At 65.7% G+C, this 19,967-nt stretch carries 22 protein-coding genes; 16 read left to right on the forward strand and 6 right to left on the reverse strand.

Annotated features, from left to right (window positions below; translation table 11 throughout):
- Positions 1–58 precede the first annotated feature (58 nt).
- Complete coding sequence (locus H7I57_RS21140) at positions 59–661, forward strand: TetR/AcrR family transcriptional regulator (protein WP_264025820.1); 603 nt, start codon at positions 59–61, stop codon at positions 659–661.
- A 17-nt stretch (positions 662–678) separates the two neighbouring features.
- Here the strand turns inward: H7I57_RS21140 and H7I57_RS21145 are convergent, their stop codons facing one another.
- Complete coding sequence (locus tag H7I57_RS21145) at positions 679–2,085, reverse strand: alpha/beta hydrolase (RefSeq protein WP_264025821.1); 1,407 nt, start codon at positions 2,083–2,085, stop codon at positions 679–681.
- A gap of 345 nt (positions 2,086–2,430) precedes the next feature.
- Positions 2,431–3,600, reverse strand: coding sequence for a spirocyclase AveC family protein (locus H7I57_RS21150; protein WP_264025823.1), 1,170 nt, complete (start codon positions 3,598–3,600; stop codon positions 2,431–2,433).
- Between the two features lie 105 nt (positions 3,601–3,705).
- Between H7I57_RS21150 and H7I57_RS21155 the strand changes: the two genes are divergently transcribed.
- Entirely contained in the window at positions 3,706–4,344 is a 639-nt protein-coding gene (locus H7I57_RS21155) for a TetR/AcrR family transcriptional regulator (RefSeq protein WP_264025825.1), read from the forward strand.
- Between the two features lie 68 nt (positions 4,345–4,412).
- Positions 4,413–5,543, forward strand: coding sequence for a cytochrome P450 (locus H7I57_RS21160; protein WP_372510312.1), 1,131 nt, complete (start codon positions 4,413–4,415; stop codon positions 5,541–5,543).
- A 64-nt stretch (positions 5,544–5,607) separates the two neighbouring features.
- Here H7I57_RS21160 and H7I57_RS21165 read toward each other — a convergent pair whose 3' ends face one another.
- A complete protein-coding gene (locus H7I57_RS21165) occupies positions 5,608–7,116 on the reverse strand; it encodes an aldehyde dehydrogenase (protein ID WP_264025827.1) in 1,509 nt (502 codons plus the stop codon).
- A gap of 198 nt (positions 7,117–7,314) precedes the next feature.
- Here H7I57_RS21165 and H7I57_RS21170 point away from each other — a divergent pair, with 198 nt between their 5' ends.
- The 13 genes from H7I57_RS21170 (at position 7,315) to H7I57_RS21230 (ending at position 17,567) form a co-directional block, all read left to right on the forward strand.
- The gene (locus H7I57_RS21170; protein ID WP_264025829.1) at positions 7,315–8,628 is read left to right on the forward strand and encodes an aromatic ring-hydroxylating oxygenase subunit alpha; all 1,314 of its coding nucleotides are present in this window, start codon (positions 7,315–7,317) and stop codon (positions 8,626–8,628) included.
- Complete coding sequence (locus H7I57_RS21175; RefSeq protein ID WP_264025831.1) at positions 8,625–8,972, forward strand: hypothetical protein; 348 nt, start codon at positions 8,625–8,627, stop codon at positions 8,970–8,972. The genes H7I57_RS21170 and H7I57_RS21175 overlap by 4 nt, the downstream gene beginning before the upstream one ends.
- Complete coding sequence (locus H7I57_RS21180) at positions 8,969–10,228, forward strand: metal-dependent hydrolase family protein (RefSeq protein WP_264025832.1); 1,260 nt, start codon at positions 8,969–8,971, stop codon at positions 10,226–10,228. Before H7I57_RS21175 ends, H7I57_RS21180 begins: the two co-directional genes overlap by 4 nt.
- Before the next feature lie 45 nt (positions 10,229–10,273).
- Positions 10,274–10,726, forward strand: a complete 453-nt coding sequence (locus tag H7I57_RS21185; protein WP_264025888.1) for a MarR family winged helix-turn-helix transcriptional regulator — start codon at positions 10,274–10,276, stop codon at positions 10,724–10,726.
- A gap of 73 nt (positions 10,727–10,799) precedes the next feature.
- Positions 10,800–11,834, forward strand: a complete 1,035-nt coding sequence (locus H7I57_RS21190) for a ferredoxin--NADP reductase (protein ID WP_264025834.1) — start codon at positions 10,800–10,802, stop codon at positions 11,832–11,834.
- Positions 11,835–11,871: 37 nt separating this feature from the next.
- Positions 11,872–12,615, forward strand: a complete 744-nt coding sequence (locus tag H7I57_RS21195; protein WP_264025835.1) for an SDR family NAD(P)-dependent oxidoreductase — start codon at positions 11,872–11,874, stop codon at positions 12,613–12,615.
- A 45-nt stretch (positions 12,616–12,660) separates the two neighbouring features.
- Positions 12,661–13,932 carry an aromatic ring-hydroxylating oxygenase subunit alpha gene (locus H7I57_RS21200; RefSeq protein WP_264025836.1) on the forward strand — a complete coding sequence of 424 codons (1,272 nt, stop codon included), beginning with the start codon at positions 12,661–12,663 and terminating at the stop codon, positions 13,930–13,932.
- A complete protein-coding gene (locus H7I57_RS21205) occupies positions 13,929–14,270 on the forward strand; it encodes a hypothetical protein (RefSeq protein ID WP_264025837.1) in 342 nt (113 codons plus the stop codon). Before H7I57_RS21200 ends, H7I57_RS21205 begins: the two co-directional genes overlap by 4 nt.
- A gap of 37 nt (positions 14,271–14,307) precedes the next feature.
- A complete protein-coding gene (locus H7I57_RS21210; protein ID WP_264025838.1) occupies positions 14,308–15,153 on the forward strand; it encodes a TauD/TfdA dioxygenase family protein in 846 nt (281 codons plus the stop codon).
- Between the two features lie 2 nt (positions 15,154–15,155).
- Positions 15,156–15,695, forward strand: a complete 540-nt coding sequence (locus H7I57_RS21215; protein WP_264025840.1) for a carboxymuconolactone decarboxylase family protein — start codon at positions 15,156–15,158, stop codon at positions 15,693–15,695.
- Between the two features lie 99 nt (positions 15,696–15,794).
- Positions 15,795–17,078 carry a cytochrome P450 gene (locus tag H7I57_RS21220; protein ID WP_264025841.1) on the forward strand — a complete coding sequence of 428 codons (1,284 nt, stop codon included), beginning with the start codon at positions 15,795–15,797 and terminating at the stop codon, positions 17,076–17,078.
- Entirely contained in the window at positions 17,075–17,266 is a 192-nt protein-coding gene (locus H7I57_RS21225; RefSeq protein ID WP_264025842.1) for a ferredoxin, read from the forward strand. Before H7I57_RS21220 ends, H7I57_RS21225 begins: the two co-directional genes overlap by 4 nt.
- 16 nt (positions 17,267–17,282) lie before the next feature.
- Complete coding sequence (locus tag H7I57_RS21230; RefSeq protein WP_264025843.1) at positions 17,283–17,567, forward strand: DUF1330 domain-containing protein; 285 nt, start codon at positions 17,283–17,285, stop codon at positions 17,565–17,567.
- Between the two features lie 31 nt (positions 17,568–17,598).
- On the opposite strand, the gene H7I57_RS21235 is transcribed toward H7I57_RS21230, so the two are convergent.
- From H7I57_RS21235 to H7I57_RS21245, 3 genes are read right to left on the reverse strand one after another with little or no spacing between them, the layout of a single operon-like run.
- Positions 17,599–18,378: an alpha/beta fold hydrolase gene (locus tag H7I57_RS21235; RefSeq protein WP_264025844.1), complete on the reverse strand. Its 780-nt coding sequence runs from the start codon at positions 18,376–18,378 to the stop codon at positions 17,599–17,601.
- 3 nt (positions 18,379–18,381) lie between these two features.
- Positions 18,382–19,587 carry a cytochrome P450 gene (locus tag H7I57_RS21240; RefSeq protein WP_264025845.1) on the reverse strand — a complete coding sequence of 402 codons (1,206 nt, stop codon included), beginning with the start codon at positions 19,585–19,587 and terminating at the stop codon, positions 18,382–18,384.
- Positions 19,584–19,784 (reverse strand): ferredoxin, encoded by a 201-nt coding sequence (locus tag H7I57_RS21245; RefSeq protein WP_264025846.1) that lies wholly within the window; start codon positions 19,782–19,784, stop codon positions 19,584–19,586. Before H7I57_RS21245 ends, H7I57_RS21240 begins: the two co-directional genes overlap by 4 nt.
- Positions 19,785–19,967 lie beyond the last annotated feature (183 nt).

A 19,967-nucleotide genomic window follows, 5' to 3' on the forward strand; every position in this document is an offset into this window, starting at 1 on the left:
ACCAGTGAGTATCTGGATGACCAATAGTCCGAGAAAAAAACTGTGGCAATATTGCCGCATGGTCGAGCCCTGGACGCGGGAGCGGCGCCTCGAGCGCACGCGCTCCCTGCTGCTGGATGCCGCAGAGCAGGTGTTCGCCGAAAAAGGTTTCATCCCGGCCACTCTCGACGACATCGCCAAGGCGGCCGGCTATTCCAAAGGCGCGATCTACAAGTACTTCGCCACCAAGGAAGAACTATTCCTGGCCGCGAGCGACCGCTACTGGCGCCGATACTTCGACAACTTCGCCGAGGTGATGTCCTCGGCGGACCACATCGGGGCACGCGAGCTCGAGGACATCGGCGAGAGGTGGCGCCAGCTCTCTCGAGACCGCGGCGCCGAGCACGCAGCACTGGGCCTCGAGTTCAATCTGTACCTGCTGCGCAACCCGGAGGCGCGGGAACGCGTGGCCGCCAAGCGATCAGAGGTCGTCGACCAGCTCGCCCGCTACATCGTCGAGGGCATCGACAGCCTCGGCGCGACCCTGTTGATCCCGGCTGCGACGTTCGCCCACATCATCATCGCCACGACAGACGCCGTCGAACTGGGTAGCCACCTCAACGACATCGATCTCTACCAGCCGATCGTCGAGATGTACGTCTCGGCCGTCAAGATGCCGTAAGCGGCACGTTCCTGCGGTCATCGCTGCACCCTGATTCTCTCGGCGGCAGTCCGGTCACCGTCGAGTAATGCCCGGTATATCGACGGACGTTCGGCGAGAGCGTCAGGCAGGAAGAAGAAGATCGGGTAGGCGTGCATGTACCCGTTCCGCAGCTCGAAAGTGATGTCGGCGCCTTCGGCTACCGCCCGCTCACGAAGTCGAAGAGTCTGGGGCGACAAGAGATCTAGCGAGCCCGAGTAGACCGTGATCGGCGGTAGCCCATCGAGTGCGCCATTGATCGGGCTCGCCCACCGGTGAGCCGGACCGAGTCCGCCGGCCCACAGCCGTCCATCTCGTCTCAGGCTCGACACATTGAGCAGCGGGTCGAAGAACGATGTGCCGGCACGATCACTGACGGTCGCGTCGAGCCAGGGCGCGATCAGCGCCATCCGGCGCGGAGTGGCCGCGCCACTGGCGACCAGCATCTGTACCGCAGCCAAGGCCAGCCCGCCGCCGGCCGAGTCACCGAGCACATAGGTATGCTCGGCGCCGCGAGTCGCGATCACCTCCGAAATGACCTCTGCGGTCTGCGGTACCACGACGTCTGCCGTGCCGCCCGGCTCGCCGATCAACGGGTAGTCCGGCACGATGACGGTCGCTCCGGTCTTCCGAGCCATGTCTGCGTACATCTCCCAATGGAAGATGCTGGCTTCAGCGACATAGGCGCCGCCGTGCAGGGCGACGACCGTGGCATCCTGCGGCGTGGGCGGCGTCAGGATGTACACCGGCATCCCGGCGATGGTGTCACGCTGAACGTCCAGGCCCGATGTCACAAACCGTGGCGGAACACCATCGGCCAGTATCGGCACCTTCAGGCCTGTGAACGCGAGGATCCCGCCGAATGGACTGAGCACGGCATTGACCGCCCGTAGCACGAACACGACGACCCGCTGGACGGCCGATGGCTGACCGGTGTACACCGCCGGCGCGGCTACATCGGGCCCAGCGGCCGCATCGGCGGCGGTGGTGACCACGGGGGTCGTCGTCCCTTCGCGCTGCGCGATGTCGACAAGGGTCTCGACGGCCGACACCGTCGCCGGGGCGATGGTCAACTCGACCACCGAAGAATTCTCACCGGCGAACTCCGACGGTGACTCCGCCGAGGCGGTGGTGACGCCGGCCGACTCCTCGACCGGTGCCGCCGGTTCCGCGGCCGATGCGGCGTTCACGCTCGCGGGCGCGGGATTCGGACTTCGTTCGATGACCTCTGTGTCGAGTTCGCCGTGCGGCTCCTCGTCCCGGTGGGCGGCCTTCGTCGGCGCCGTCACCACATCCGGGAGCTGACCCGTGGTCGCCGGCGCGGCTGTGGGCCCGAGCTGGGGAACCTCGGCGTCGGCGTCGTCTACCAGTCGTCGGCCCTGCGACTCGGCTAGACCATCACTCATCCGATCGGCGGATTCCGGCTCCGAGTCCGCGCCTTCGCCATCGTCGTCATCCGAGCCTGCGGCGGCACGTTCCGACGCCGACGCCGACGCCGACGCCGACGCCGTCGGCTTCGCGTCGCGCCGTTGTTGATCATCGGTTGTGTCATCGGAAGACTCCGCCCGGTGCGGGCTCGACGAAGACCGGTCGGCCCCTGAAGCACCGTCGCCCGCCGGATCAGCCCAGGCCGTACCGCAGCCGAGGCCACCGACGACCATCACCGAGACGCTCGAAGCGAGAAACCAACTCGCGCGTCGACCGGCAGGCTCGTGGGTGAACTGATGAAGCAAACGCATGTCGCGGTCGGGTCACTGGCCGTGTTCGATGGGAACGACGGGCGGGATCTCGGCGCCGTCCGGGGCGACGAATTCGCCGTCGTGGTTGATGTAGCCCGAGTGCTTGGTCGGATACGGCAGCAGTTCGGGATTCGGGCACGGTCGGTCGGTGCCCTCACCGCAGATGCCGGGATTGAAGTACGAGCGCTTCTGCACGTCTTCGGGCCACGGGTCGCCGTGCATGCCGAGCCAGGTCGCGGGCACGTTGTAGAAGAGGAAGAAGCATGCGCTGACGCCCCCGAAGATCGCCAGGAAGCGGATGAACTGTTGTTTGATGAACCCGCCGCGGATGCTGTCCAGTCCGCGTTCGACCAGGGTGCGTCCTCGGTCATCGGTGAAGAAGCGCAGGCAGCACAGCGCCGTCTGGACGCCGCCCCACATCAGCCCCTCGTAGACGGGCCACTGGTAGTAGGTGCCGGCGTTGAATGACAACGACTGGATGGCGCCGGGGTAGGAATAGAAGCCGACCGGCAGGAGGATGAGCCCCTCCATGATGAAGTCGAAGACGAAGGCGATCGCATAGGTGACCAGGATCAGCCGCAGGTTGCTGATCGTCGGCCAGCGGTTCTTGATCTTGCGCATGATCGCGCACCCGACGATGGTGAGCAGCAGCACGCCGTACATGTAGCCGGGGATATTGGTCAGCAGCGGTTCGGGCACCGTATGGCCGGGTTCCTCGTGTGCCACCCAGCCCGGAAAATGCGGTGCCCAGGAACCCTGGTTCCACAGCCAGGCGTTGTACGTACACCAGGTGCTGTAGTAGTTGAGCATCGGATCCTGGAACATCATCAGGCCCATCGAGACCAGCAGCATGCCGTCGAGCGTGATGCGCTTCTCCCGCACCCAGGGCCGGATGATGAAGAACCAGAGGGCGAATGGCAGGCCGATCCAGAGCACGGCCGCGTTGGCGATCAACGGGATCTTCATGTACAGCGGTGGCTCGCTCGGGCCTCCCGCCACCGACTCGAAGTAGGGTCCGCTGACCCACCGGACGATGACATACACCGTCAGCGCCAGGAACACGGCGCCGACTGTGGCCCAGATCTTGACGGCCGCCGCCTTGGGCTGTACCTGGGAACCGAGTTCGGCCTTCGCGCCGAGTGACTCGGTGACCGCAGACTTCTTGTTCGACAGCTCGCTCAACACGCCCTCCTGGACCGCCGCGTCCGCACGCGGCTCACAGCGAAAGATACCAGTCAGTATCTGAATGTCCAGAGGGTTTCTCAGATTCTGTGGCACACTTTCGGTATGGTCGAGCGCTGGACGAGGGAACGACGCCTCGAGCACACGCGCTCGCTCCTGCTGGATGCAGCCGAGGATGTGTTCGCGGAAAAGGGTTTCGCCCCAGCAACTCTCGATGACATTGCGCACGCCGCGGGCTACACCAAGGGCGCCATCTACAAGCACTTCGCCACCAAGGAAGACCTCTTCCTGGCGGTGAGTGACCGGTACTGGCGCCGCTACTTCGACAACTTCGCCGAAGTGATGTCGTCCTCGGAGCAGGTCGGATCGAGCGAGCTCGACGAAATTGCCGCGCGGTGGCGGCAACTCAGCCGTGACCGCGGCGCCGAGCACGCCGCACTGGGGTACGAATTCGCGCTTTACCTGCTGCGCAACCCCGATGCGCGCGAGCGCGTGGCGGAGAAGCGGTCGGAGGTCGTGGAGGCGCTCGCGAAGTTCATCGTGGAAGGCATCGACAGGCTCGGTGGAGCCTTGCTGATCGCACCGTTGACCTTGGCTCAGGTGCTGGTCGCCACCAGTGATTCCGTCGTGCTGGGAAGCGAACTCGACGATGTCGACCTCTACCGGCCGGTCATCGAGATGTACATGTCCGCGATAAAACTGCCAGAGAACCCCGGTGACAACCGGCGAAAGGAACCTCGGTGACGATCGCCGCAGCAGAGGGCATCTATTACGACCCGTGGAACATCGAGCTGAACGCCGACCCGTATCCGATGTTCGGCCGGATCCGCGAACAGGCGCCGCTGTACTACAACGCCGACCACGACTTCTACGCCTTGAGCCGCTTCGACGACGTGAATCGGGCCCTGGTCGACCACCAGACGTTCAGTTCCGCGCGCGGTGCAGTGCTCGAAATCATCCAATCCGGCATGGAGATCCCGCCCGGGACACTGGTTTTCGAGGACCCCCCACTGCACGACATCCACCGCAACCTGTTGTCCCGAGCGTTCACACCGCGCAAGATCAACGCGATCGAGCCGGAGATCCGGGAGCTCACCCAGCGCTGTCTCGACCCGCTCGTCGGCGCGGACCACTTCGACTTCGTCACGCACCTCGGCTCGGTCATGCCGATGCGTGTCGTCGGGATGTTGTTCGGAATTCCCGAGGACTACCAGGAACTCGTTGCCGAAGACGGCAACAAACACGTGCGGGTCGAGCGCGGCGGATCGATGACCGATAATCCGGACGGCGCCTTCACCGACGGGCAGGTGTTCGCCGAGTTCATCGACTGGCGACTGAAGCACCCCGCCGATGACCTGACCACCGAACTGCTGCACGCCGAGTTCGAGGACGAAACCGGCACCGTCCGTCGGCTTCACCGCGAGGAACTGCTCATGTTCATGAACGTCGTCGCGGTCGCCGGCGCCGAGACGACGACGCGCTTGATCGGTTGGACGGGCAAGCTGTTGTCCGACCATCCCGACCAACGGAGACGGCTCGTGACCGACCGCGCGCTGCTTCCCGGGGCGATCGAGGAGATCCTGCGCTACGAACCGCCCGCGCTGCAGGCGGCGCGCTATGTCACCTGCGACGTTCACTACCACGGGCAGACGGTGCCCGCGGGCTCGGCCATGCTGATGCTCATCGGTGCCGCCAACCGCGATCCCCGTCGCTTCGGCAAGAGCGCCGAGAGCTTCGACATCGCCCGTCCGGCCCGCCAGCACCTGACGTTCGGCGTCGGCGCGCACTACTGCCTGGGCAATGCGCTGGCACGGCTCGAGGGCCGGATCGCCTTGGATGAGATCTTGATTCGCTTTCCCGACTGGGAAGTCGACATCGACAACGCCGTGCTGTCACCGGCCTCGGCAGTGCGCGGCTGGGACAGCATGCCGGCCCGTATCTAGCCGGTCCGAGGTCGGTTTGTCTGCAGATGAATCGCGTAGCGGACCGGCGGCGGCTCCAGCGTCGTCACGCTCCCTTGCCCGCGGCCGCGGTGGCCGGATCCTGTTTCGCCGCAACCGAAGTTGGATTGTGGCCTACGGCCACGGAAATCGATTTGGTGTCGGTGTAGCCGTCGATACCCTCCCGGCCGAGTTCACGCCCGTAGCCGCTGGCCTTCACCCCGCCGAACGGGGCGAACGGATCCATCGTGTAGCCCTGGTTGACGCCGAACGTGCCGGTGCGGATCTTGGCGGCGATCGCCAGTCCGCGGTCGGTGTCTGCGGTGAACACTGATCCGGCCAGGCCGTAGTCCGAGTCGTTGGCGATGGCCACCGCCTCGCCCACATTGTCGTAGGCGATGACAGTCAGCACCGGTCCGAAGATCTCCTCGCGCGCGATGACCATCGAGTTGTCCGCCTGGTCGAACAGCGTCGGTTTGACGTACCAACCCCGATCGCAGCCGTCGGGCATGCCACTGCCGCCGGTGACGACGCGGGCACCCTCGCGGACGCCCCGCTCGAGGTATCCGGCCACGCGCTGCTGTTGCCGCTGGGCCACAAGGGGGCCGACCTGCGTCCCGCTGTCGGTGGGGTCCCCGACGACGAGGGCGCTCACCTCGGCCGCCAGCGCGTCGGTGAATTCCGCTGCGCGTTCGCGTGGGACGAGGATCCGTGTCAGCGCGTTGCAGATCTGCCCGCTGTTGCTCAGGCTGGCCGACCGCACGCCGGTCGCGACGGTAGCGGGATCGGCGTCGTCGAGCACGATCGCGGCCGACTTGCCGCCGAGTTCGAGGCTGACCCGGCGCAGGTTTTCGGCGCAGGCCGCGGCGACAGCCTTGCCCGCGGCCGTCGAACCGGTGAATGACACCTTGTCCACGCCCGGGTGTCTTACCAGATGTTCGCCCACGGCACCGTCGCCTGGCAGCACACTGACGACACCGGGCGGCAGCTCGGAGTGGGCGATGAGCTCCGCGAGCAGCAACGCGTTCAGCGGGGACTCGGGTGCGGGTTTCAGCACGACGGTGCACCCGGCGAGCAGCGCCGGAATGAGCTTGGTGGCGATCAGAAACTGCGGCATGTTCCACGGAACGACTGCGGCGACGACGCCGACCGGCTCACGCAGGATCGTGATGCCGGAGCCGTACAGGCCGGGGCGGGTCTCCTGCCACGGATAGGTCTGGGCCAGATCGCAGAATGCCTTCATCATGGTCCACGGCAACGCCACTTGAGCCCGTTGCGCGAAGCTGATCGGCGCGCCGATCTCGGACGTGATCAGCTCCGCCATGTCGGCACGCCGTGCTCCGTAGATATCGGCGAGCCCACGCACGACGTCGATGCGCTCGGCGGGGGAGGTCCGCGACCATGGTCCACTGTCGAACGCGGTCCGCGCGGCTTCGACCGCCAGGTCCACATCGGCGGGCGCGGCGGCAGCAACGTGCGCGATGGTCGTCTCAGTGTGCGGCGAGACGACCTCGATGCGCCTGTCGGCGCTGGGTCTTTGCCATGCCCCACCGATGAACAGCTCGTCGTAACGCACGCCGCCTGCCTCCGTTCTGACGTCGACACCCGAATATCAACTACTTGCGATTGCTTCTGGAAGCATATACCGTCGGCATTGCCGTCTCCTCCGAAATGGCGAAAAGGCATCTGCGCCTAATTGTTTGCCTGAGGGACTTGTCCCGGCGCTACGCGAGCGGGCGGCCCCGGCAGTGAATGCAGTCAACAGGAGACGATGATGGCCCGATTTCCCAAACCGCCAGAAGGCAGCTGGACTCAGCACTACCCGCAGCTGGGGACGGGGCCGGTGTCCTACGAGGACTCGATCGACCCCGAGTTCTACGAAGTCGAGCGCAAGGCGGTGTTCAAACGCGCGTGGCTGAACGTGGGCCGCGTGGAACAGGTTCCACGCAAGGGCAGCTACTTCACCAAGGAACTCAAGGTCGCCAACACCTCGATCATCGTGGTGCGGACCACCTCCGGCGGGCAGGAGCGAAGCGACGGGGGAATCGGGTCCGGTGAGGTGAAGGCCTACCACAACATCTGCCGGCACCGGGGCAACAAGCTGGTGTGGAACGACATGCCGCTCGAGGAGACCAGCGGCGTCTGCCGCCAGTTCACCTGCAAGTACCACGCATGGCGCTACGACCTCGACGGCAACCTGACCTTCGTGCAGCAGGAGGGCGAGTTCTTCGATCTCGACAAGAGCCGCTACGGACTGGTTCCGGTGCACTGCGACGTCTGGGAAGGCTTCATCTTCGTCAACTTCGCGCCCGAACCGGAGCAGACGCTGCGGGACTTCCTCGGTCCGATGATCACCGATCTCGAGGGCTATCCGTTCGACAAGATGACCTCGCGGTTCCACTACCGCTCGGAGGTGAAGGCCAACTGGAAGCTGTACATGGACGCGTTCCAGGAGTTCTACCACGCACCGGTCCTGCACGCGAACCAGTCGCCCACCGCCTACTCGAAGGCCGCCGCGGAAGCCGGCTTCGAGGCGCCGCACTACCGCATCGAAGGGCCGCACCGCCTGGTCAGCACGTCGGGTGTGCGGGCCTGGGAGATGGCCGCCGAGATGCGCAAGCCGATTGAGGACATCTGTCAGAGTGGGCTGTTCGGACCCTGGGACAAGCCGGATCTGGGGGAGATGCCGGTCGGCCTCAACCCGGCGAAGTGTGACCCGTGGGGCCTGGATTCGTTCCAGCTGTTCCCCAACTTCGTCATCCTGTTCTGGGGCCAGGGCTGGTACCTGACCTACCACTACTGGCCCACATCCCACAACACTCACATCTTCGAGGGCACCGTGTACTTCCCGCAGCCACGCACGCCCCGTGAGCGCATCGCTCAAGAACTCGCCGCGGTGTCCTTCAAGGAGTACGGCTTACAGGACGCCAACACCCTGGAGGCCACCCAGTCGATGGTCGAGTCGCGCGTGCTCGACGAGTTCGTGCTGTGCGACCAGGAGGTGCTGATCCGCCACCTGCACAAGGAGACCGCCGCCTGGGTGGAGGACTACCAGCGCAAGACCCAGCACGTCGGGCAGGGGGTGTGACCGTGGCCGATACCGCGACCGCCAAATTACCGCCCGAATTCGCCGACCTGGAGCCATATTCCGATTGGTGTCTCGGCACCGAGCAGGAACGGTACGCCAAGCGCCTCGGCACGTCGATGCGGGAGATGCAGGCCTTCTACGACGCCATCACCGCGCGCGCCGAGGAGGCCATCGCCTACTGCGACAAGTTCAGCCTCGATGACCTGCCCGAGGACGTCCTGAACTTGATGCATCTGCTCTACTCGATGATCCAGGTGTCGTTTCCGGTGGAGTGCTGGAAGCAACCGAAAGTGCCCGACACGGGGGCGACGACGCTGGACTGCGACGTCGAGCCCGTTCCATGACAGCAGGCCCGACGGGGGACGTGACGATCCTTCGCGCAGCGCGGTGGGCCGACATCGAGGCCGGCGAGGTGCGGTCGCCCGCTGTGGTGGTGATCGGGGGTAACCGGATCACGGCGGTGAATCCCGCTGTCGTGCCGGATGATCCAGCCCTCGACCTCGACCTCGGCGACGTCACACTGCTGCCGGGCCTGATGGACATGGAGCTCAACCTGCTCATCGGCGGCCCCGGTGGTCCGGAAGGACTGCCCAGCCCCATGCACGGCGTGCAAGACGATCCCGCGTATCGCACGCTGCGCGGCGCGGTCAACGCACGAACGACGCTCGAGGCCGGCTTCACGACGGTGCGCAACCTGGGTCTGATGGTCAAGACCGGCGGCTACCTGCTCGACGTGGCGCTGCAGCGCGCGATCGAGCAGGGTTGGCACGTGGGGCCGCGGATCTTCCCGGCCGGGCACGCGGTGACGCCCTACGGCGGGCACCTCGACCCCACGGTGTTCCAGCGGCTCGCCCCGGGAATCATGCCGCTGTCGGTCGCGGAGGGCATCGCCAACGGCGTCGACGATGTGCGCGCATGCGTGCGCTATCAGATCCGGCACGGAGCCAAGCTCATCAAGGTGTCGGCGTCGGGCGGAGTGATGTCACACAGCACCGCGCCCGGCGCTCAGCAGTACTCCGACGACGAGTTCGCCGCCATCGCCGACGAGGCGCACCGGGCGGGTGTGCGGGTGGCCGCGCATGCCGTGGGGGACAGGGCGATTCGCGCGTGCATCCGGGCCGGGATCGACTGTATCGAACACGGCTTCCTGGCGACCGACGACACGATCCAGATGATGGTCGACCACGGCACGTTCCTGGTGTCGACCACCTACCTCACCGAGGCGATGGCCGTCGACCGCATCGCGCCCGAACTGCGGAAGAAGGCCGAGGAGGTCTTCCCGCGGGCACAGGCGATGCTGCCGAAGGCGATCGCGGCGGGTGTGCGGATCGCCTGCGGCACCGACGCGCCCGCCGTACCCCACGGGCAGAACGCCAAGGAACTGCGTGCTCTGGTGGCGCGGGGGATGACGCCGATGCAGGCGTTGCGGGCAGCGACGATCACCAGCGCTGAGCTCATCGAAGCCGATGACGAGCTTGGCCGGCTCGCGCCCGGCTACCTCGCCGACATCATCGCGGTACCGGGCGATCCGTCACACGACATCGAGACCACCCTCGATGTGCGGTTCGTGATGAAGGACGGCGTGGTGTACAAGCGCTAACGTCAAGGAGTGGAGGCGCACATGGACGGCGACGCGGAGTCGGGCATCGAACTGACCGACAACATCTTGTGGCTGCTCAAACAGGCGTTCTATTTCACGCTGACGACGGTGAACGAGGCCGTCAGCGAGCACGGCGTGAGCACGGCCCAGATCGGTGTGTTGCGGCAGCTCTCCAACGAGCCCGGGCTGTCCGGTGCGGAGCTGGCAAGGCGGCTGCTGATCAGCCCTCAGGGTGTGCAGCTGGCCCTGACGGCGCTCGAGCGGCGGAACCTGGTTCAGCGCAAGCAGGACCCGCAGCACGGCAGAATCCTGCAGGCGTTTCTGACCGACCAGGGTCGAAAGGTCGCCGGAGCAGTGGTGAACGACGCGATCGCCGCCCACGACAAGGTCTTCGGTGTGTTGAGCAAAGCCGAGCAGAAGACGTTGCGGGAGCTGCTGGGCCGGGTGGTCGAGCAGGGCACCGGGCACGAGCTGTACGCCGACCACGTTGACAACTGACCGCGACACCGTGGAACCCGCCAGATAACAAGTACTTGATGATAATGACAAGTACTTGATAACATAGACGGTGATGGCTGAGGAGAGCACCACCGACGGATTCGCACCGCTGCGTATCAAGCGGGTGGTGCGGGAGACCGCCGATGCGGTGTCGCTGGTACTCGACGTACCGGAACACTGCTCGCACCGCTTCCGGTATGAGGCCGGTCAGTTTCTGACCGTGCGGGTCACCGTCGACGGCAGGGACCTCCGCCGCTGCTACTCGATGTCCTCGGCGCCGCTCGAGGACGAACTGCAGATCACCGTCAAACGCGACCCCGGTGGCGTGGTGTCGAATTGGATCAACGACACCGTCGTCGCGGGGACCGAGCTGCATGCCGCCCCGCCAGACGGCAGATTCGTTCTGCGCGAGGTTGATTCGGACTCGGCCGACCTGGTCGCATTCGCGGGTGGCAGCGGGATAACGCCGATCATGTCGCTCGTCCGCACGGCGCTGGCCGATTCGTCGCGGCGCATCAAACTGTTCTACGCGAACCGCGCTCGCGATTCGGTCATCTTCTCCGACCGGCTGGCCCGTCTCGCGGAGGCCAACGGCGATCGGTTGGTCGTCGAGTACCACTATGACGAGGACGGCGGCGTGGTCACGCCGGCCGCCGTCGACTCCTTCACCGCGGGTGTGGGCGACGCCGAGTACTACATCTGTGGGCCCGCGCCCTTCATGGCGACGGTCGAGAACGCATTGCAGGCGGCCGGCGTGCCCAGGGCGCGACTGCACCTCGAGCGCTTCACGGTGGCCGAGGTCGTACCGGACCTCACCGCCGATGACGCGCAAGTCACCGAAGAGGTCGTCATCGAGCTCGACCGTCGCGTGACGACGGCCGCCTACCGGAAGGGTGACACCCTGCTGCAGACCGCCCGTATGTCCGGGCTGCGGGCTCCGTCGTCGTGCGAAACGGGTTCGTGTGGAACGTGTATGGCGCGAGTCGTCGACGGTACCGCGCGCATGCTGAACAACGACGCGTTGGATGACGACGAGGTGGAGGAGGGCTGGGTGCTGACCTGTCAGACGCTGCCCACCAGCCGCAGTGTCCGTGTGGTCTACGAGTAGGAGTGTTGGAGCGTATGCGTGTGAAGGGGATGAGCCGATGACCCGTGTGGCGGTGGTGACCGGGGGCGCCTCCGGCATGGGCGAATCGACCTGTCGGGAGCTCGCCCGGCGAGGGCACAAGGTCGCGGTGCTCGACCTGAACGGCGCAGCGGCACAACGGGTCGCCGAGGAACTGCGTGCCGACGGTGGGGTCGCGCTCGGCGTCGCAGTCGACGTCACCGACCGCGCCGCGGTCGAGGAGGCCTTCGCCAAAGTACGGACCGAACTCGGCCCCGTACACATCCTGGTGACCAGCGCCGGGCTGGTGGACTTCGCACCCTTCGTCGAGATCTCGCCGCAGACCTGGCAGCGTCTCATCGACGTGAACCTCAACGGAACCTTCCACTGCGCCCAGGTGGCGGTACCCGACATGCTCGAAGCCGGGTGGGGCCGCATCGTGATGATCTCGTCGTCGAGCGCACAGCGCGGCTCGCCCGGGATGGCCCACTACGCCGCATCGAAGGGTGCGCTGCTGTCGTTGACCAAATCCCTTGCCCGGGAATACGGCCCAGTGGGCATCACGGTCAACAACATCCCACCGTCGGGGATCGAGACGCCGATGCAGCATCAATCCCAGGCCGCGGGCCACCTGCCGCCCAACGAGCAGATGGCCGCCAGCATCCCGGTCGGCCACCTCGGCACCGGAGACGACATCGCCGCGGCCGTCGGGTTCCTGTGTTCGGAAGAGGCGGGTTTCATCACCGGTCAGACGCTCGGTGTCAACGGTGGATCGGTGATGTGATGGGAACGGGTAAATCGAGAAGCGCACCACAACAGGGAGGTTCACATGGCTCGGTGGCCTAAGCCGGCAGAGGGCAGCTGGACGGAACACTATCCCGAACTCGGCACGGGGCCGGTGTCTTTCCGTGACTCGACGTCCCCGGAGTTCTACGAGCTCGAGCGGGAGGCGATCTTCAAGCGGGCGTGGCTCAATGTGGGTCGCGTCGAGGAGGTTCCCCGAGTCGGAAACTACTTCACCAAAGAGATCGAGGTGGCCAAGACGTCGGTCATCGTCGTCAAAGGCCGTGACGAGCAGATCCGAGCCTTCTACAACGTCTGCCGCCACCGCGGGAACAAGCTGGTGTGGAACGACTACCCGAACGAGGAGGTCAAAGGCACCTGTCGTCAGTTCACCTGCAAGTACCACGGCTGGCGTTACGCGCTCGACGGCGAGTTGAAGTTCGTGCAGCAGGCGGGCGAGTTCTTCGATCTCGACCAGCAGCAGTACGGGTTGAGCTCGGTGCACTGTGACGTCTGGAACGGGTTCATCTTCATCAACCTCGACAAGGAACCGCGTCAGAGCCTGCGCGAGTTCCTCGGACCGATGGTGACCGCCCTCGACGACTACCCGTTCGAGATGATGACGGAGCGTTACGATTTCGTCGCGCACAACAACAGCAACTGGAAGATCTTCGCCGACGCGTTCCAGGAGTACTACCACGTGCCGTCGCTGCATTCCCAGCAGGTGCCCGCAGAGGTGCGCCAACCCAACGCATCGTTCGAGTGCGGGCACTTTCAGATCGACGGGCCACACCGGCTGGTGTCGACCGCGGGGACCCGGCGCTGGTTACTCGCGCCCGAGTACATGTACCCGGTCGAGCGCGCCACGCGCAGCGGTCTGGTCGGGCCGTGGCGGACTCCGGAGACTCATCAGTCGGCCGGGTTGAATCCGGGCGGTATCGAGCCATGGGGTATCACCAACTTCCAGATCTTCCCGAACCTCGAGATCCTGATCTACCACGGGTGGTACCTGCTGTACCGGTACTGGCCTACGTCGCACAACACCCACAAGTTCGAGGCCTACAACGCATTTCACCCGGCGAAGACGGTGCGGGAGCGCGTCGAACACGAAGTGGCTTCGGTGGTTCTGAAGGAGTTCGCGCTCCAGGACGCCGGCATGCTGGGCGGTACCCAGGCCGCGCTGGAGTACGGCCTGGACGAGCCGATAGTCGACGACTATCCGCTCAACGACCAGGAAATCCTTGTCCGCCACCTGCACAAGGTGGCCGTCGACTGGGTCGAGCAGTACAAGAACGAGCGCCGTCCGGTGGGAGTATGAGCGTGTCAGGACAACGACTGCCCAGCGCATTCGCCGAACTCGAACCGTTCGCCGAGAAATGGTGCCTGCCAACCGAACCGGAACGGTGGGAGACCCGACTGACCACGCCGATGCCGGAGATCCACCAGTTCTACGACACGTTCTCGCCTCGTTTCGAGGAGGCGATCGACTTCTGCGACAAGTTCCCGCTCGACGATCTGCCCGAGGATGTGCTGAACCTGCTGCACCTGATCTACTCGATGATCATGGTGTCGATGGCCGTCGAGGTCTTCGGCACGCAGAAGCCCGCCGACTCCGCCGACGCCGTGATCGACCGCGTCGGCGCACCGGTGCCGTGATCCCACCTTCATACGCTCCATCGGGAAAGGACGGGCGATGAGCCTGCTGACGATCAACAAATTGACGGAGTCAGTCGGTGCCGAAGTGGTCGGGGTCGACCCCGACCGCCTCGTGAGTGACGACTCGCTCGCGGAGGCGGTGCTCGATGCGCTCGAGCGCAACGGGGTGCTGGTCTTTCCGAACCTGCACCTGGATCCTGAGGCCCAGGTCGCGTTCTGCCGGCGACTCGGCGATGTCGACCACTCCTCAGACGGGCACCACCCGGTCGCCGGCATCTACCCGATCACGCTGGACAAGTCGAAGAACGCGTCCGCCGCCTACCTGCGAGCGACGTTCGACTGGCATATCGACGGGTGCACCCCGACCGGTGACGAGTGCCCGCAGAAGGCCACCGTGCTGTCCGCGGTCCAGGTGGCCGAGCGGGGCGGGGAGACGGAGTTCGCCAATTCCTACGCCGCTTACGACGCGTTCAGCGACGAGGAGAAGGAGCGGTTCGGTGCGCTTCGTGTGGTGCATTCGCTGGAGGCATCGCAGAGCCGGGTCAACCCGGACCCCTCGCCGGAGGAGCTGGCGCGGTGGCGGTCCCGCCCCACGCATGAACATCCGTTGGTCTGGACACACCGCAGCGGCCGCAGGTCCCTCGTGCTGGGGGCTTCGGCGCACTACGTCGTCGGCATGGATCGCGACGAGGGACGGGCGCTCCTGGCCGAATTGCTCGAACGTGCCACCCAGCCGCACCTGGTGTACAGCCATCGGTGGTCGGTCGGCGACACGGTGATCTGGGATAACAACGGCGTCCTTCACCGCGCGGCGCCGTACGACCCCGATTCGCCGCGAGAGATGGTGCGCACCACAGTGCTCGGCGACGAGCCGATCCAGTAGGGATGGCATCCATCCCGCGTCTGGAGCCGCTGCCCGCCGAGGAGTGGGACGACGACGTCCGCAGCGCGTTGAGCCCGCTGTTGCCGACCGAGCGGGCCAACCCCCGCGACGCCGGCAACATCGTAAGCACGCTCGTTCGTAACAAGGGACTCACGCGCGCGTACCTCGAGTTCAACGCGCACCTTCTGCTGCACTCGACAGTGTCCGCCCGGGTGCGCGAGGTGGCGCTGCTGCGCGCGGTGCATCTGCGTGGGTCCGAGTACCTCTGGGATCACCACGTGCCCATCGCGCAGCGCGCCGGCCTGACGGTCGCCGAGATCCAGGCCGTCCGCACCGGTGAGGTGATCGACCAGGTCGACGCAGTCGTCGTGCGCGCCGTCGACGAACTGGAGGGCTCGAGCACACTGACCGATGCCACCTGGTCGCACCTGCGCGAGCAGTTCGACGAACAGCAGGTCCTGGATCTCGTTTTCACCGTCGGCTGTTACCAACTGCTGGCCGTCGCGGTGCGTGTCTTCGGCATCCAGCCCGAGGAGCATTGAGACCGGTCTTCGTTGACGGCGCGCAGCCGGTGTGAAAACCTGATACCCAGGAATGAGAATCGCGTTCTCGTATCGAGAGATCGTCGGAACGGAGCAAGCATGTCGGAAGACCTCACAACGGTCGACTTCTTCAGGGACAGTCGGCTGACGGACGACCCCTATACGTTCTACGAGGCGCTCCGCAACAAGTGTCCCGTCAGCCGCGAGGACCACTACGGTGTCACGATGGTCACCGGCTGGCAGGAGGCCGTGGACGTCTACAACGACGCGGACACGTTCTCGTCGTGCATCTCGGTCACCGGGCCGTTCCCTGGCTTTCCCGTGTCCCTGGAGGGTATGGAAGACGGGGACATCACCGACCTGATCATCGAGCACCGCGACGAGATCCCGTTCAGCGACCAGCTGCCCACGCTGGACCCGCCGACGCACACCAATCACCGCGCCTTGCTGATGCGGCTGATCACGCCCAAGCGCCTCAAGGAGAACGAGGACGCGATGTGGCAGCTGGCCGACGACATCCTCGACGACTTCCTCGCCCCGGGTGAGGGCGAGTTCATCAAGGGCTTCGCCGGTCCGTTCACGCTGCGCATCATCGCCGACCTCCTCGGCGTGCCCGAAGAGGATCGGCCCGAGTTGCTCGAACGCCTCGCGCGGGGAACTCATGGCAGCGGCCTGGGCAACGCGGACAAGGAGCTCACCAAGACGCCGCTGGAGTACCTGTACGACGTCTTCGCGACCTATGTCGAGGAGCGTCGCGCCGAGCCTCGCGCCGACGTGCTGACCGGACTGGCGACAGCGACGTTCCCGGACGGAACCATGCCTGAGGTCGGTGACGTGGTGCGCGTGGCCACCAATGTCTTCTCCGCAGGCCAGGAGACGACGGTTCGACTGCTCAGCACGGCGCTGAAGGTGCTGGGGGAGCGCCCCGACGTCCAGGCCAGGCTGCGGGAGGATCGCAGCTTGATGCCGAACTTCATCGAGGAGTGCCTGCGCATCGAGAGCCCGGTGAAGGGCGACTTCCGGCTGTCGCGGGTCCCGACGACCGTCGGCGATGAGGCGCTGGCCGCCGGCTGCACCGTGATGGTGATCAACGGCGCTGCCAACCGCGACCCGCGCCGCTTCGAGAATCCCGACACGTTCGATCCCGAGCGCAAGAACGCGCGCCAACACCTGGCATTCGGCCGTGGGATCCACAGCTGCCCCGGCGCACCGCTGGCGCGCGCGGAAACTCGGGTCGGGCTGGAGCGACTCCTCGACCGCACGACCGACATCCGGATTTCGGAGAGCAAGCACGGCCCGGCCGGCGACCGCCGCTATCAGTACATCCCGACCTATATCCTGCGCGGGCTCACCGAACTGCATCTGGAGTTCGACGTCAAATGAAGGTCGCGGTAGACGAAAACCGTTGCGCCGGCCACGGAATGTGCCTGACGCTGTGCCCCGAGGTCTTCGAGCTGACCGACGACGGATGGGCCGTCGCCGACCCTGCGGAGGTCCCCGCCGGTCTGGAGACTGCCGCCCGCGAGGCCATCGACAACTGCCCCGAACATGCGATCGCCGAGATCGACTGAGAAGAAGGAGATTCGAGTGCCCAAGGGCTATGTGATCATCACCGAGGACGTCAAGGACGCGGCAGGCATGGCCGAGTACGGCAAGCTGGCCAGCCAGACGATGGGCAACGCGAAGGTACTGGCGTTCGGCCCGGCGGCCGACACGCTCGAGGGGGAGTGGCACGGCACCCAGACCGTGCTCCTGGAGTTCGAATCGGTCGAGGCGGCGAAGGAGTGGTACTACTCCGACGAGTACCAGGCGGCCGCGAAGCTGCGCCAGGCAGCGGCGGACTGCAATGGGGTCATCGTCTCCGGCTTCTGACGGGCATCCCCTTGGGTTCCGCGCAGGGAATTCAGTGAGGGGTGAGCGGGGCAACGGGCGTCGTCGTGGTCGCGTGCACCAGCAGCTCGGCGAGTTCGCGTGGCCGCGACAGAAACGGCGAGTGTGAGGCGTCGATCGACAGCTGCTCAACACCGAGCCTGCGGGCGACGGTATCGGCGAGCCAGCGGGGCATCGACCGGTCCTGCTCGCACACGATGAAGCTGCGGGGCAGGTCGGCGTCCCAGAAGCGTGGCACCGACACCGGGGTCACCGTGGTCTCGCCGAACCGCTCGGGTCCCAGCCGTTCGAACGCCCAGCGTGCGGTCGCTTCGTCACAGTCGTGGTAGAAGTACTTCCAGGCGCCGTCGAAATCCGCGAAGGTCATGGCGCCGTCGGCGTCGAAGTGCAAGTGGCTCAACATCTCTCCGACGTCACCGTCGAATTCCTCGCCGAGCTCGTCGTCCGGGTCGCGCATCGCCATCGCCTCGGGATACGTGCGGCCCTCGCGGGGTAGCGCCGCGGCGAGGTAGACGATGTGTGTCACCAGGTCCGGCCGCGCATCGGCGGCCAGGGTCGCGTCGAAGCCCCCGCCCGAGTGCCCGACCAGCACGCTCCTGGTGTCGCCCGCATCCTGCATCGCCGCGACGATGGCGTCGCGCCGATTGGCCAGCGTCGACTCCTGATCGACCAGCGCGCCGTGCCCGGGGAGGTCGACGGCGACGCCGTCATGCCCCAGTGATTCGATCTCGGCGATCGTGCGTTCCCAGCACCAGGCGGCATGAAATCCGCCGTGCACGAACACGAATCGCACGGGTTAGCCCATCACCCGCACCGGGACGTGGGACCAGCCCGCGACGTTCTGCATCGCCACCCGCTGGCATTCGTCCCAGAGCACCTCGTAGCGCGGCATGGTGTCGAGCAGTCTGTCCAGCGCGATCGCGGTCTCCATCCGGGCCAGCGCCGCCCCGAGGCAACTGTGCACGCCGTAGCCGAATCCAAGGTTCTGCGCCTCGGTGCGGTCTCGGTCGATGTCGAACGCGTCGGGGTCGGTGAACGCCTCAGGATCTCGATGCGCCGAGCCGCCCAGCAGGAACACGGGCTTGCCCTCGGGGATGGTGACGCCGTGCAGTTGCACCTCGCGCATGGATCGTCGGACGTTGTAATGCACGGGCGGCTCGTACCGAAGCAGCTCCTCGACCGCAGCCGGAATCTTGCTCCGGTCCTCGAGCAGCTTCTGCCACTGGTCCGGGAAGCGCGCGAACGTCACCGCCGCATTGCCAACCAGCTTGGTGACCGTTTCGGCACCCGCCCCACCCAGAAGCGTTGCGAAACCGGCGATCTCGAAGTCGTCGAGCGACTCCATCTCACCGTCCTCGCGCTCGATCTCGGCGGCGACGAGACGACTGAACATGTCGTCGCGGGGCTCGGCCCGCCGCTCCTGAATAAGGCTGTAATAGAGCCCCATGGATTCCGCGATCGCCTGCATGCCTTCCTCGGACATGTCGATCTGGCCGGGTTCGCGGTGCAGGGAGGTGTCCACCCATTCGCGCACCTTTTGCCGGTATTCCTCTGGCACCCCGAGCATCTGGGTGATGACCTCGACCGGGAAGAACGCCGAGAAGTCTTGCACGACATCGAATCGACCCGAGTCGACCTGCGCGAGGTAGCGGTCGATGGTTTCGGTGACCATCGACCGCATCGCCTCGATGGCCCGCGGAGTGAACACCTTGTTGACCAGGCTGCGCATCTGCCGGTGCTCGGGCGGGTCCATCAGGATGATCATCTTTGCGGCCATCGGCTCTTCTGACCGTATCGTCGCGAGGTCCAGGCCGTAGGCCGACGAGTAGGTCGCGAAGTCCTTGTAGGCGGCGGCGACGTCCTCATGCCGCGACAGCGCGTAGAAGTCCTGCTCGGCGTTGTAGTACACCGGCGCCTCCTCACGCATGCGCCGGTAGATTTCCCAGGGCCCGTTGAAGAACTCCTCGGAGAACGGATCGAAGACCAGCTCGGTTGCCGTCATTCGTCTCTGAGGAATATCGCTTGGCGCGGGCACTGACGGACGGCCTCCTTGACCTGCTGTTCGTTCTCCGGGGTCACCTCGTCCTGCAGTACGTGCAGGTAGTCGTCGTCGTCGAGATCGAAGACCTCAGGGATGATCCCCATGCAGACCCCATTGCTTTCGCAGAGCCCGAAGTCGACCTCGATCTTCTGGGTCATGCGCGATCCCCTTTCGCTTCTCGCTTGGTCATGCGCGATCCCGCTTCGCTTCTCGCTTGGTCATGCGCGATCCCGCTTCGCTTCTCGCTTGGTCATGCGCGATCCCGCTTCGCTTCTCGCTGGGTCATGCGCGATCCCGCTTCGCTTCTCGCTGGGTCATGCGCGATCCCGCTTCGCTTCTCG

The organism is Mycolicibacterium pyrenivorans (genome assembly GCF_025821625.1).
GTDB classification, from domain to species: Bacteria; Actinomycetota; Actinomycetes; order Mycobacteriales; family Mycobacteriaceae; genus Mycobacterium; species Mycobacterium pyrenivorans.